The 13313-nt window shown below is 65.7% G+C and carries 10 protein-coding genes; 4 read left to right on the top strand and 6 right to left on the bottom strand.

Going from position 1 to position 13313, the window contains the following annotated elements:
* Nucleotides 1-304: 304 nt before the first annotated feature.
* From FLL57_RS03100 to FLL57_RS03075, 6 genes are all read right to left on the bottom strand, one after another.
* Nucleotides 305-1078: a MetQ/NlpA family ABC transporter substrate-binding protein gene (locus tag FLL57_RS03100; RefSeq protein ID WP_142882107.1), complete on the bottom strand. Its 774-nt coding sequence runs from the start codon at nt 1076-1078 to the stop codon at nt 305-307.
* Nucleotides 1079-1106: 28 nt separating this feature from the next.
* The gene (locus FLL57_RS03095; RefSeq protein WP_013503747.1) at nt 1107-1775 is read right to left on the bottom strand and encodes a methionine ABC transporter permease; all 669 of its coding nucleotides are present in this window, start codon (nt 1773-1775) and stop codon (nt 1107-1109) included.
* Nucleotides 1765-2871: a methionine ABC transporter ATP-binding protein gene (locus FLL57_RS03090; RefSeq protein ID WP_142882106.1), complete on the bottom strand. Its 1107-nt coding sequence runs from the start codon at nt 2869-2871 to the stop codon at nt 1765-1767. Before FLL57_RS03090 ends, FLL57_RS03095 begins: the two co-directional genes overlap by 11 nt.
* Before the next feature lie 189 nt (nt 2872-3060).
* Nucleotides 3061-4008 (bottom strand): serine O-acetyltransferase EpsC, encoded by a 948-nt coding sequence (gene epsC / locus FLL57_RS03085; RefSeq protein WP_142882105.1) that lies wholly within the window; start codon nt 4006-4008, stop codon nt 3061-3063.
* Nucleotides 4009-4167: 159 nt separating this feature from the next.
* A complete protein-coding gene (locus FLL57_RS03080) occupies nt 4168-6147 on the bottom strand; it encodes a family 2A encapsulin nanocompartment cargo protein cysteine desulfurase (RefSeq protein WP_142882104.1) in 1980 nt (659 codons plus the stop codon).
* Nucleotides 6134-7078 (bottom strand): family 2A encapsulin nanocompartment shell protein, encoded by a 945-nt coding sequence (locus tag FLL57_RS03075; RefSeq protein ID WP_013503751.1) that lies wholly within the window; start codon nt 7076-7078, stop codon nt 6134-6136. The genes FLL57_RS03080 and FLL57_RS03075 overlap by 14 nt, the downstream gene beginning before the upstream one ends.
* A 543-nt stretch (nt 7079-7621) precedes the next feature.
* On the opposite strand from FLL57_RS03075, the gene FLL57_RS03070 reads away from it, so the two are divergent.
* From FLL57_RS03070 to FLL57_RS03055, 4 genes are all read left to right on the top strand, one after another.
* Nucleotides 7622-8029: a hypothetical protein gene (locus FLL57_RS03070; protein ID WP_047309648.1), complete on the top strand. Its 408-nt coding sequence runs from the start codon at nt 7622-7624 to the stop codon at nt 8027-8029.
* A gap of 97 nt (nt 8030-8126) precedes the next feature.
* Nucleotides 8127-8522: a FixH family protein gene (locus tag FLL57_RS03065; protein WP_142882103.1), complete on the top strand. Its 396-nt coding sequence runs from the start codon at nt 8127-8129 to the stop codon at nt 8520-8522.
* A gap of 90 nt (nt 8523-8612) precedes the next feature.
* A complete protein-coding gene (locus tag FLL57_RS03060; protein ID WP_142882102.1) occupies nt 8613-10007 on the top strand; it encodes an efflux RND transporter periplasmic adaptor subunit in 1395 nt (464 codons plus the stop codon).
* Nucleotides 10004-13162 carry an efflux RND transporter permease subunit gene (locus FLL57_RS03055; RefSeq protein ID WP_142882101.1) on the top strand — a complete coding sequence of 1053 codons (3159 nt, stop codon included), beginning with the start codon at nt 10004-10006 and terminating at the stop codon, nt 13160-13162. Before FLL57_RS03060 ends, FLL57_RS03055 begins: the two co-directional genes overlap by 4 nt.
* Nucleotides 13163-13313: the final 151 nt, after the last annotated feature.

The raw sequence follows: 13313 nt of genomic DNA, 5'->3' as shown, positions 1-13313 counted from the left end.
GTTCCGCCGCACCTCTCCGAACCGTCATTGCGAGGAGGCAAAGCCGACGAAGCCATCCAGCTCCGTACACGAGGCTTTGTGGATTGCTTCGCTGCGCTCGTAATGACGGGGAGAGGACGTGATTGACCAGCGAAGCAGGCGCGCGTACCGATCGCTGCCGTCATCGCCCGCGAAAGCGGGCGATCCAGTATTCCAGGGAATCATTGGCGAAACGGACCGCGCTAGAATAGCTGAAGTACTTGAATACTAGATCCCCCGCATGCGCGGGGGATGACGTTTGTGTGTGGAGCCTAGTCGCTTCGCCTCACCACGCCGGGATATAAGTCCCCTTGAACCGGGTTTCGACGAACTGCTTGACCGGGTCGGAGTGATAGGCGTCGATCAGTTGCTTGACCCAGGGCTTGTCCTTGTCCTCTTCGCGCACCGCGATGATGTTGACCCAGGGGCCTTCGACGTTCTCACGGGCGAGTGCATCCTTGGACGGATCGAGGCCGGCCTGCACCGCGTAGTTGTTGTTGATGGAGACCAGATCGACGTCCTGCAACGAGCGCGGCAGCTGGGCGGCGTCGAGTTCGACGAATTTCAGCTTCTTCGGATTGTCGATGATGTCGGCGACCGTCGCAGTGGCGCCGACGCCGTCCTTCAGCTTGATCAGGCCGTGCAGCGCCAGGATCTGTAGGCCACGCGCGCCGTTCGACGGATCGTTGGCGATCGCCACGGTGGCGCCCGGCTTCAGATCGGCGAGCGCCTTGACCTTGACCGAATACACGCCCTGCGGCGACGCGATGGTGTTGGCGACCTTGACGATGGTCCAACCGGTCTTGGCGACCTGCGCTTTCAGATACGGCTCGTGCTGAAACGAATTGGCCTCCAGCTCCTTCTGCGCCAGCGCCTGGTTCGGCACCACGTAGTCGGTGAACTCGACCGGCTTGATGTCAAGGCCGCGCTCGGCGGCGACCTTCTTGACCACGTCGAGGATCTCGGCGTGCGGACCGGCGGTGACGCCGACCCGGATGGTCTCGGCATGGGCGGCGCCGGCGAAGGCCAGCGCGATCAGGGAAACGGCAAGACGGCGCATTGAGAAGCTCCTGGTCGAGACATGGAAATCAGTGACGGCGGATGCGGCGCTTATCGAGCTTGCGCGCCAGCGTGTCGCCGAGCGTCTGCACGCCCTGCACCAGCGCGATCAGCACCAGCACCACAGTCAGCATCACCTCCGGCATGAAGCGCTGATAGCCGTAGCGAATCCCGAGGTCGCCGAGACCACCGCCGCCGACGGCACCGACCATCGCCGAATAGCCGAGCAGGCTGACGATGGTCAGCGTCAGCGCCATCGTCACCGCCGGCATCGCTTCGGGCAACAGCACCTTGCGGACGATCTGAAGCGGGCTGGCGCCGAACGCACGCGCCGCTTCGATCAGGCCGTGATCGACCTCGCGGATCGCCGCTTCGATGACGCGGGCAATGAACGGGATCGCAGCGATCGTCAGCGGCACGGTCGCCGCCGCGGTGCCGATCGAAGTGCCGGCGATTAGCCGGGTCAGCGGCACGATCGCCACCACCAGGATGATGAACGGCGTCGAACGCGTCGCATTGACGACGACGCCGATCAGGCGATTGGCGATCGGTGCGGCGAACAGCTCACCGGTTTGAGAAGTGGCGAGGAAGATGCCGAGCGGCAGGCCGATCAGCGTGCCGAACAACCCCGCCAACCCGACCATGTAGAGGGTGTCGAGCGTCGACGACGCGATCATGCGAATGAGTTCAGGCGACATAGCCGAGCTGCTCCACCAGGTTGTTGCCGGCCGACAGTTGCGCGATCACCTGGCGCAGCACCTCGGGCGCGGCGTCGAGCGACACAATCAGCGTGCCGAACGGATGGCCGGCGATCATCTCGACCTGCCCCGAGAGAATGTTGAGATTGACGCCGAGCTCGCGCGACACCCGCGACAGCAGCGGCTGGTTGGCGTCGCTGCCCTTGAAGGTGATGCGCAGCACCGCCTGCCCACCCGGCGGCTGATGCGGCTGCAGCTTTTCCAAGAGCCAGTCCGGCGCGCCGCTGCCGGTCACCGACGAAACGAACCGCCGCGTCACCTCGTGGCGCGGGGTGGCGAACACGTCGAAGGTTGCGCCGTCCTCGACAATGCGGCCCCCTTCGATCACCGCGACGCGGTCGGCCAGCGCCTTCACCACCGCCATCTCGTGGGTGATGAACAGTATGGTGAGATGCAGATCGCGATTGATCTGCTTCAATAGCTCGAGAATCTGGTCGGTGGTTTCCGGATCGAGCGCGGACGTGGCTTCGTCCGACAGCAGCACCGACGGCTCGGTGGCGAGTGCGCGGGCAATGCCGACGCGCTGCTTCTGACCGCCGGACAGCTCCGCCGGATAGCGGTCGCGCTTGTCGGCGAGCCCGACCATGTCCAAGAGCGGCAGCACGCGCTTTTCGATCTCAGCTTTCGGCGTGCCGGCGATCTCGAGCGGCAGTGCGACATTGCCGTAGGCGGTGCGCGACGACAGCAGGTTGAAATGCTGAAACACCATGCCGATCGAGCGCCGCGCGGTGCGCAGATCGCGTTCGGACAGCGCGGTGATTTCGACGCCGTTGACGACGACGCGGCCGCTCGACGGCTTGTCCAGCCCGTTGATCAGCCGGATCAGCGTCGACTTGCCGGCGCCGCTGCGGCCGATCACGCCGAGGATGGAGCCTTTCGGAACGGTCAGGCTGATATCGTCGAGGGCGACGACTTCGGCGCTGCTCTTCCGTGCCGAATACACCTTGCGGACACGGTCGATCAGGATACCGGTGGTCGGCTGCGTCGATACGAAGGCGGGGCGCTCTCCCGCGGGCGGTTGCCAGGGAGCATTCATGATGGGCTCGTTCATCGATTCCAGGTGACCGCCCGCGTGGCGGCGTTCCCTATCGACTACCGGCCGGCCTCCCGCATCGCAATGCCTGGAGAATAAAAACAACGTGGCCGTCGCACTGACAGCAAATCGCGACCAATATCTGACCCGAAAGCGCCAAACGGGAGAAAATTCTTTCGCAGGCTTGCCAGCTCAGATACCGCTACCGTCCTCGAAGGCGTCATAGCGCGCCTTGGCCTGGGTGATGACGCTGTTCGGCGGCACATCGCGCGTCAGCCAGACGCCGCCGCCAACCTGTGAGCCCTGCCCGATCGTCACCCGCCCGAGCACCGTGGCGCCGGCATAGATCACGACCTCGTCCTCGATGATCGGATGACGGTCGCCGCCTTTGACGATGCGACCGTGCTCGTCGGTCTCGAACCGCTTGGCCCCGAGCGTGACCGCCTGATACAGCCGCACCCGCTTGCCGATCCGCGCGGTCTCGCCGATCACGACGCCGGTGCCGTGATCGATGAAGAAGCTCTCGCCGATGGTCGCGCCGGGATGGATGTCGATGCCGGTCTGCGCATGGGCGATCTCCGCGACGATCCGCGCCAGCATCGGCACCCCGAGCACGTACAGCCGGTGCGCGATGCGATGCCGGATCATCGCGGCGACACCCGGATAGCAGAATACGACTTCGTCCAGGCTCTTCGCTGCCGGATCGCCATCGAACGCGGCGCGGATATCGCTGTCGAGCAGCGCGCGGATGCGCGGCAGGTCATGGGCGAAATCCGCCGCGATGGTCAGCGCCTGCTGTTCGATCTCGCCGGGCTTGGCGGCGCCGTCGAGATCGGCAAGGCGCAGTTCGCGGCCGACCTCGCGGCGCAGCCGGCGCAGCACCTGCTCGATGGTGTCGGCGACAAAGATGTCGAGAGTGTCTTCCGACAGCCCCGCCGGCCCGAAGTGACGCGGATACAGCGCCGCCACCAAAGCATCGACGATACCGGCTACCGCTTCGCGCGACGGCAATTCCGGCAGCGATCGGCTGCGATAGCGCCGCCGCTGGGAGATGGCGCGGAGCCCTGCGAGTTCGGCGACGATTTCGCCGAGGTCCCATGCTGGCTCAGTGACGACACGGGGCTCGGCGGATTGCGACATGCGGGCGGCTCCGGTGAGTTGGCCTTACAGCGTTCAGTGACAATCTCTCCCCGTCATTGGTAGCCGAAGGCGAAGCAATCCAGCTCAGTGCACGAAGCTGGCTAGCTTCGCCGCTTCGCTCCTCGCAATGACGACATCCTCACACGCGACATCTTCCCATCAGCTCCCGCGCACACCTCGCCCACTCTGCAATCGCCGCAACGCGTCGACCAGCGCGTCGATGTCGTCATGGGTGTTGTAGAGAGCGAGCGACGGCCGCACCGTGCTTTCCAGCCCGAACCGGCGCAGGATCGGCTGGGCGCAATGATGGCCGGCGCGCACCGCGATACCTTCGCGATCGAGCGCCTTGCCGACATCCTCGCTGCGGCAGCCGTCGAGCACGAACGACAGGATGCCTGCCTTCTCGCGCGCGGTGCCGATCAGCTTGAGGCCCGGCACCGTCAGCAGATGCTCGGTGCCATAGGCGAGCAACTCGTGCTCATGCGCCGCGATGTTGGCCATGCCAATGCGAGTCAAGTAATCGATCGCCGCGCCAAGACCGACCGCATCGGCGATATTGCCGGTGCCGGCTTCGAACCGATCCGGCGGCCCCTGGAAGATCGTCTTCTCGAAGGTGACGTCGGCGATCATGTTGCCGCCGCCCTGCCACGGTGGCATCGCTTCGACGACATCGGCCTTGCCGTACAGCACGCCGATGCCGGTCGGCGCGAACATCTTGTGACCGGAGAAGGCGTAGAAATCGACATCCAGCGCCTGGACGTCGACCGGCATGTGGCAGACGCCTTGGGCACCGTCGACCAGCACCTTGGCGCCATGGCGATGCGCCAACGCGGTCATCTCGGCGACCGGGGTGACTGTGCCGAGCGCGTTGGAGACTTGCGTGAACGCGACGATCTTGGTCTTCGGCCCGAGCAGCTTTTCGTATTCGTCGAGCAGGATCTGGCCGTGATCGTCGACCGGCGCGACGCGCAAGCGCGCGCCTTTCTCGGCGGCGAGTTGCTGCCACGGCACGATGTTGGCGTGGTGCTCGAGATGCGACACCACGATCTCGTCGCCTTCGCCGACATTGCGGCGGCCCCAGGCCTGCGCCACGAGGTTGATCGCCTCGGTGGCGCCGCGCACGAACACGATATCCTTCACCGAGGGCGCGTTGATGAAGCCGCGCACCTTGTCGCGGGCCGCCTCATAGGCATCGGTCGACCGTGCCGCCAGCGTGTGGGCGGCACGATGGATGTTGGAGTTCTCGTGCGTGTAGAACTGCACCAACCGATCGATCACGCATTGCGGCTTCTGCGCTGTGGCGCCGTTGTCGAGCCACACCAGCGGCCGACCGTTGACGGTCTCGCGCAGGATCGGGAAATCACGCTTGAAGACGTTGGCGTCGAACGGCCGCGCGCCGGACAGATCGAGCACATGCACGTCGGGGCGATGCTGCGGCGCCAGCCCGGTGAGGTCGAAGGTATCGACACGGGGCGGCGCGGCTGATGCCGGCGTCGCATGGGCCAGGGCCGGATTGTCGGCGAGAAAATACAGCGGAGCTGCCGTCGCCGCAGCGTTGGCCCCGAATGACCCCGCGCTCGGCAATACGCTGCGCGGCACGAAGCTGCGGGATTCGTCGAGCCGGCCTGGTAGCGCGGCCAGATCAGTATCGCGCGGAAACACAGGCTGCACCGCCGGTGCAGACGGAGGCGGCGGCGCCACAGGCGGAGCCGCGAGCGGCACCTTAAGCTCCTGCGGCAACGAGCCAACCGCCGTGGTCGGCTCCGGCGCCAGATTAGGATCGAGCGCGAAGATCGGTGCCGACGGCCGCGCCGCGCCCACGGTGGGGGTCGGCGAGGCCGCGCCGGGATTGTGGTTCGGCTTATAGGAGGGCGATAGCGCCGGCGTGCCTGGAATCGCATTGTGCAGCGGCTCGGCGGCAAACAGTGGCGCCGAGCCGAGCGCGGCGCCGGGCTCCGGCACCGCCCCGGTCGGCAACGCCGAGAAGAACGCGTTGGCCAGCCGCGCGATCGAGGCGACATCCGGTGCACCGACCGCTGCGGCGGACGCCTGCTCCAGCGACGCCGGATGCGGCAGCGCTCCGCCTTGCGGCAGAGCCGCCGAGCCCGGATGCGGCAGGGTCGGCTCAGGCGTACTCATGATACGTACCGACCTCGACGTCATCGAGCACACCGAGCGCGTCCTCGGTCAGCACCGCCAGCGAGCAGTACAGCGAGATCAGATACGAGGCGATCGCCTTGCGGTTGATGCCCATGAACCGCACCGACAGGCTCGGCGCCACTTCGCCGGGTACGCCGGGCTGGAACAGACCGACCACGCCCTGCTTCTTCTCGCCGGTGCGCAGCAGCAGGATCTTGGTGCGGCCGGCTTCGTCGAACGGCACCTTGTCGGACGGCACCAGCGGCAGCCCGCGCCAGGTGAGGAACGGCGAGCCGAACATATTGATGGTCGGCGGCGGCACACCGCGGCGGGTGCACTCGCGACCGAACGCCGCGATGGCGCGCGGATGCGCCAGGAAGAACGCCGGCTCCTTCCAGACCTTGGTGATCAGCTCATCGAGATCGTCCGGGGTCGGCGGGCCCTTCCGGGTCGAAATCCGCTGCGACGGCGCGGTGTTGGCGAGCAGGCCATATTCGGCGTTGTTGATCAGTTCGCCTTCCTGCCGCTCCTTGACCTTCTCGATCAGCAGCCGGAGTTGCTCCTGGATCTGATCGAACGGATGGCTGTAGAGGTCGGAGACGCGGGTCTGGACGTCCAGCACGGTCGTCACCGCATTGAGGAAGTACTCGCGCGGATGCTCCTCGTAGTCGACGAAGGTCTCCGGCAGATCCGGATCGCGGTCGCGCCGCGGGCTGCACTCGACGTCGAACGAAGCAGATGCGGTCGCGCCGCGCGTTTCCTTGACGCGATTGAGACGGAAGATACCAGCCTCGACCGGCGTCCATTGCAACAGCGGTACCAGCCAACGCGGGGAGATGCCTCCCCACTGCGCACGGGTCTTAGTCGCGTTGGCGAGTTGGCGCGCTGCGCCTTCAGCGAGCGTCCTGCGAACTTCGGTATCTTCAGTCATGAATCACTACCCTCGGCGCCGCGGCACCTAAGTGCCGGCGCGTCGCTCAAATGGACCACCTTTGCGGAATAGGAGAAGATTTGATCTGTGTCCATGTCAGCGATCTGTCGCGGGACATGCAACTAATAGAATAGATTTCTACTAACAGATGCACTCAACTCATTGCTGTCGATTCAGCCCAGGCGATTAGCAGTGCATTTTCTCGAAGGCTGCCGCCGAAGAATGAGTTCCTTCGCGCCACGAGAATAATTCTTTAGATGGATGTGGAATTGTGTCCCGGCGGCCACTGCAGGGCCGGCAGTAGGCGCCGGACCGGTGCACCGCACCAGGAAGGGCTCGATGCGGCGCCCGGCGCGCGCCCAGTCCCATTGCGGACGCCGAAACGGCACCCTTGCGCCTGGATACCCTACAGGGGTATGATCATCAAAATCGAGACCGTCGCGCCTTCCAATAAGCGTCGGTCTTGAATTTGACGCGTGACAAGTCTTACCTCTGGCGACGTGCTATCGGAGGACCGATAGCCCTTGGCGAGCTGAAAGCGGGATGCGACTGTTCCGGACGATCTTGGCGCTGATGATGGCGTTGTCGCTGGCGGCTTTGCCGGTCGGCTCGGCGTCGGCCGTCTTGCTGCCTACCGGACCGGCGGAAGCCGCGCAGCACATCCAGCACCACGAGCATCACGCCGGCGCCCACGCTGACCACGTCACCGCCGCCGTCGAATCCTGCCACGGCGCCACCGACGATGCGGCGCCAGTAACGCCCTCCTTGCCGAAACATCCGGCCAAGTGCCCGCTCGGGTTCTGCTGCGTCGGCGCCTCAGTCGGCTTCTCGCCGGTTGCTACGGTGCCTGTGAAATTCATCGCCCGACGCACCAGCACGGTGTTCCCGCCGCCCGACCTGTTCGTGCCGGACCACGCCGGCAGCCCGCCGTTCCGGCCTCCTCGCGTCTGATCTCCTGCTGACGAACCGCGCGAGCGTTTCGCCCGCGCCGATAGCTGCTGCGTGCCGTTCGGCCGCGGCACGAGATCAGACACGTTTGGAGATCATGATGACTGCGAAATTCTGCACCGCCGCGGCCTGCGCCGCCGCGCTCACCCTGTTTGCGACCGCCGCAATGGCCGGCGCGGGTGACTACGCGTTCGAGCCCAAGACCCCCGAGATGAAGAAGGGCGACGACGTCACCGTTGCGATCCGCCTCGTCCACAAGACCACCGGCAAGCCGGTGGAAGGCGCTGTGATCTTCAAGACCCGGGTCGACATGGCGCCGGACAACATGGCCGACATGGTGTCGCCGGTGACGGCGCTGCCGTCGCCGGAGCCCGGCGTGTACGCCTTCAAGACCGACCTGCCGATGGCGGGCCGCTACCTGATCACGCTGTCGGCGAAGGTCCAGGGCGAGCCCGAGACCGTCACCGGCAAGGTGATCGTCAAGGCGTTCAAGTAGGCGCAAGCGGCGCCGCAAGCCGCGGCGCCGCCGTCCCTCACTTCTCCCGACAATCGAACTGCGCCCTCGCGGCGCGCGACGGTGCACGTCATGGCTTCACTGCGCTCACCATCCCTGCTGTTTCTGATCGGACTCTGTCTCGCTGCGCCCGCCGCGGCGGACGAGCGGTCGCCGCTGTACTACCGCGATCCATCCGGCGCGCCGCGCTGGTCGGCCGTGCCGGCGACCGACGCCCACGGCCGCGCTTTTCTGCCGGTCTACGAAGCGGACGAGCCCTCGGTTCAACCGGCGCCGAAGCCGGCGCCCGATCCCAATCGCAAGATTCTGTACTACCGCAACCCGATGGGGTTGCCGGACATCTCCAAGGTGCCGAAGAAAGACTCGATGGGGATGGACTACGTCCCGGTTTATGAGGGCGACGACAGTGCCGACGGCACGGTCAAGCTCTCCCCCGGCAAGATCCAGCGCAGCGGCGTGAAATCCGAACCGGCCGAACGCCGCGCACTCCATGTGCTGGTGAAGGCGCCGGGCGTGATCCAGCTCGACGAGCGCCGCGTCTCGGTGATCGCGATGCGCAGCGAGAGCTTCATCGAGAAGATCACCGACGTCACCACCGGCAGCTTCGTCAAAGCCGGGCAGCCGCTGATGCAGATCTACAGCTCGGCAATCGCGTCGGCTGCCGCCGAATATCTGTCGACCATCAACTCGAAGACCACCAATACGATCGAGGCGTTCGGCCGCGGCTCCCGGCAGCGGCTGGTTAATCTCGACCTGCCCGAGGAAACCATCGCCGAGATGGATCGAACGCGGACCGCGCCTGTGCGCGTGCAGTGGCGTGCACCACGCGACGGCATCGTCCTGGAGCGCAACGCCACCGAGGGCATGCGCGCCAATGTCGGCGATGTGCTGTTTCGGATCGCTGACATCTCAACGGTGTGGGCGCTGGTCGACGTCGCGGAACGCGATCTCGGCTCTCTCGCTGTTGGCCAGAAGGTAACGATCTGGGCGCGCGCCTTCCCGGATCGCGCGCTGTCCGGAACGATTGCGTTGCTCTATCCGCAGGTCAATCGCGACACCCGCACCACGCGACTGCGGGTCGAGCTCGCCAATCCCGATCTGAAGCTGCTCCCGGATATGTATGTCGATGCCGACATCGACGTCGGCGGCGACGCGCCGGTGCTGACGATTCCGACCTCGGCGGTGCTCGACAGCGGCAGTCGTCGCGTCGTGCTGATCGACAAGGGAGAAGGCCGATTCGAGCCGCGCGCCGTGACGCTCGGACGACGCGGCGACGGCATCGTCGAGATCAAACATGGGGTCGACGAAGGCGAAGCGGTGGTCACCTCCGCCAACTTCCTGATCGATGCCGAGAGCAACCTGAAGGCGGCGCTGAAGGGCTTTGCCGAAGCATCAAATGCACCCGCCGCTGAGCAGCCCGCGTCGTCCCACAATCACGCTCACGACCACGCCGGAGCCCAGCCATGATCGCCCGCATCATCGCCTGGTCGGCGCGCAATCTGCTGCTGGTGCTGTTCGGCACCGGCTTCGCCGCAGCAGCGGGCCTGTACGCCCTGCTGCATCTACCGCTCGACGCCATTCCGGATCTCTCCGACACCCAGGTCGTCGTCTACACCGAATATCCCGGGCAGGCGCCGCAGGTGATCGAGGATCAGGTCACCTATCCGCTGACCACCGCGATGCTGACAGTACCGAAGTCGAAGGTGGTGCGCGGCTTCTCGTTCTTCGGCGTGTCGTTCGTCTATGTGATCTTCGAGGATGGCACTGACATCTATTGGGCGCGGTCGCGGGTGCTGGAATTCATCAACGGCGCCGCCTCACGCCTGCCGGCCGGGGTGGCACCGAGCATCGGCCCTGACGCCACCGGCGTCGGCTGGGTCTATCAATATGCGGTGATGTCCAAGGAGCTGAACCTCGCCGACACCCGCTCGATCCAGGATTGGAATCTGCGGTTTGCGCTCGCCAAGGCCGAAGGCGTCGCAGAGGTCGCCAGCATCGGCGGCTTCGTCAAGCAGTACAACGTGGTGCTCGATCCGCAGCGGATGCGCGACCGCGGCATCACCATGGCGCGGATGCGCGAGGCGATCCGCGCCTCGAACGCCGATGTCGGCGGCCGCACCGTCGAACTGTCGGAGTTCGAATACGTCATCCGCGGCAAAGGCTACATCAAGGACATCAACGACCTCGGCAACATCGTGCTGAAGGCCAGCGGCGGCACACCGGTGCTGCTGAAAGACGTCGCACGTGTCGAGCTCGGCCCCGATGAGCGCCGCGGCATCGCCGAGCTCAACGGCGAAGGCGAAGTCGCCAGCGGCATCGTGCTGCAGCGCTTCGGCGTCAACGCGCTCGATGTGATCGAGCACGTCAAGAAACGCTTCCAGGAGATCGCCAGCAGCCTGCCGAAATCGGTCGAGATCGTGCCGGTGTATGACCGCTCGACGCTGATCTACAGCGCGATCGACACGCTGAAGCACACCCTGCTCGAAGAGAGCCTGGTGGTCGCCGCGGTGTGCATCATCTTCCTCCTGCACGTCCGCAGCGCGCTGGTGGCGATCCTGATGCTGCCGATCGGCGTGCTGATGGCCTTCGCCGCAATGAAGCTGCTCGGCCTCGGCTCCAACATCATGAGCCTCGGCGGCATCGCGATCGCGATCGGCGCCATGGTCGACGCCGCGATCGTGATGATCGAGAACGCCCACAAGCACCTGGAGCGCGCCGAGCCGGGCAAGTCTCGCGTCGCGATCCTGATCGAGGCCGCCTCCGAGGTCGGGCCTGCGCTGTTCTTCAGCCTCTTGATCATCACCGTGTCGTTCCTGCCGATCTTCACGCTCGAATCGCAGGAAGGGCGGCTGTTCGGGCCGCTCGCCTTCACCAAGACGTTCGCGATGGCGGCGGCCGCGCTGCTGTCGGTGACGCTGGTGCCGGCGCTGATGGTGATCTTCGTCCGCGGCAAGATCGTGCCGGAGCATCGCAACATCATCAACCGCGCGCTGATCTGGATCTATCGCCCGGTGATCCGCGGCGTGCTGCGCGCCAAGACGCTGGTGATCGTATTGGCGCTGGTGGTGCTCGGCATCTCGATCTGGCCGGCGCGCCAGCTCGGCACCGAGTTCATGCCGTCGCTCGACGAAGGCACGCTGCTCTACATGCCGACCACCCTGCCCGGTCTGTCGATCACTAAGGCCGCCGAGTTGCTGCAGGTGCAGGATCGCATCATCCGCGGCTTTCCTGAGGTCGCCTCGGTGTATGGCAAGGCCGGCCGCGCATCGACTGCGACCGACCCGGCGCCGACCGAAATGTTCGAGACGGTGATCAATCTCAAGCCGAAGTCGGAATGGCGACAGGGCCTGACCACGGACGGGCTGATCGCCGAGATGGACAAGGCACTGCAATTCCCCGGCGTCTCCAACGCCTGGACGATGCCGATCAAGGCGCGGATCGACATGCTGTCGACCGGCATCCGCACGCCGGTGGGTGTCAAAGTGATCGGTACCGATCTGGTCGAGATCGACCGCCTCGCCAAACAGGTCGAGCAGGTGGTGAAGACCGTCCCCGGTACCTCCTCGGCCTATGCCGAACGCACCATCGGCGGCTACTACCTGGAGATCGTCCCGGACCGCACGTCGCTGGCGCGCTATGGGCTCGCGATCCAGGATGTGCAGGACACCATCGCCACCGCACTCGGCGGCCAGACCGTGACCACGACGGTGGAAGGCCGCCAGCGCTTCACCGTCAACATGCGCTATCCGCGTGAGCTGCGCGACGATCCGCAAGGAATCGCCCGCGACGTGCTGGTGCCGCTGCCGGCCGGCGGCGCGGTGCCGCTCGGCGAGGTGGCGACGGTGCAGCCGACGCGCGGCCCGAGCTCGATCCGCACCGAGAACGGCCAGCTCGCGACCTATATCTATGTCGATATCCGCGACCGCGACCTCGGCGGCTACGTCGCCGACGCCAAGCAGGCAGTGCAGGCCGGCGTCAGCTTCCCGCCCGGCGCCTACGTGACCTGGAGCGGCCAGTACGAGTATCTCGAACGCGCCGCAGCCCGGTTGAAGGTCGTGGTGCCGCTGACGCTCGCGATCATCTTCCTGCTGCTGTACCTGAACTTCAAATCGTTGACCGAAACGCTGATCGTGATGCTGTCGCTACCGTTCGCGCTGGTCGGCGGTTTGTGGATGATCTGGGCGCTCGGCTTCAACCTCTCGGTCGCGGTGGTGGTCGGCTTCATCGCGCTCGCCGGCGTCGCCGCCGAAACCGGCGTGGTGATGCTGATCTATCTCGATCACGCGCTGGCCGCCGCGAAGGTCAGATGCGCGGCCGAGGGCCGGCCCCTGACGCGGCGCGACTTGCAGGATGCGATCATGGAAGGCGCGGTCGAGCGGGTCCGACCGAAGATGATGACCGTGGTGGCGATCACGGCCGGTCTAATGCCGATCCTGTGGAGCAGCGGCACCGGCTCCGAGATCATGCAGCGGATCGCGGTGCCGATGATCGGCGGCATGGTGTCGTCGACGCTGCTGACGCTGATCGTGATCCCGGCGATCTACGGCCTGGTCGAGGGCTTCAAACTCACCCGTGCGGCCAGGCGGCGAGCCGCGGGCGCAATGCTGGTGTCTGGAGGGTGATCCTGCGGCCCAACGGTGCGGTTGATCCGGAACTGGTGAGATCAGGTCGGCGGGGAAGGGACAGGACCATGGCTGTTCCCTGGTCGACAACGAGCTGACCGAGCTACGCTAAAGGGGAGCGGCATGGCAGATGCCGCTCCACTGATGTGCC

The sequence above is a fragment of the Rhodopseudomonas palustris genome, assembly GCF_007005445.1.
GTDB classification, from domain to species: domain Bacteria; phylum Pseudomonadota; class Alphaproteobacteria; order Rhizobiales; family Xanthobacteraceae; genus Rhodopseudomonas; species Rhodopseudomonas palustris_G.
The sequence above is the reverse complement of the archived record's forward strand: the minus strand, read 5'-3'. Positions and strand labels throughout refer to the sequence as shown.

Excerpts from the sequence above, each read along its gene's own strand:
- FLL57_RS03100 (WP_142882107.1), bottom strand. The coding sequence starts at position 1,078 with ATGCGCCGTCTTGCCGTTTCCCTGATCGCGCTGGCCTTCGCCGGCGCC.
- FLL57_RS03095 (WP_013503747.1), bottom strand. The coding sequence starts at position 1,775 with ATGTCGCCTGAACTCATTCGCATGATCGCGTCGTCGACGCTCGACACC.
- FLL57_RS03090 (WP_142882106.1), bottom strand. The coding sequence starts at position 2,871 with ATGAATGCTCCCTGGCAACCGCCCGCGGGAGAGCGCCCCGCCTTCGTA.
- epsC (WP_142882105.1), bottom strand. The coding sequence starts at position 4,008 with ATGTCGCAATCCGCCGAGCCCCGTGTCGTCACTGAGCCAGCATGGGAC.
- FLL57_RS03080 (WP_142882104.1), bottom strand. The coding sequence starts at position 6,147 with ATGAGTACGCCTGAGCCGACCCTGCCGCATCCGGGCTCGGCGGCTCTG.
- FLL57_RS03075 (WP_013503751.1), bottom strand. The coding sequence starts at position 7,078 with ATGACTGAAGATACCGAAGTTCGCAGGACGCTCGCTGAAGGCGCAGCG.
- FLL57_RS03070 (WP_047309648.1), top strand. The coding sequence starts at position 7,622 with ATGCGACTGTTCCGGACGATCTTGGCGCTGATGATGGCGTTGTCGCTG.
- FLL57_RS03065 (WP_142882103.1), top strand. The coding sequence starts at position 8,127 with ATGACTGCGAAATTCTGCACCGCCGCGGCCTGCGCCGCCGCGCTCACC.
- FLL57_RS03060 (WP_142882102.1), top strand. The coding sequence starts at position 8,613 with ATGGCTTCACTGCGCTCACCATCCCTGCTGTTTCTGATCGGACTCTGT.
- FLL57_RS03055 (WP_142882101.1), top strand. The coding sequence starts at position 10,004 with ATGATCGCCCGCATCATCGCCTGGTCGGCGCGCAATCTGCTGCTGGTG.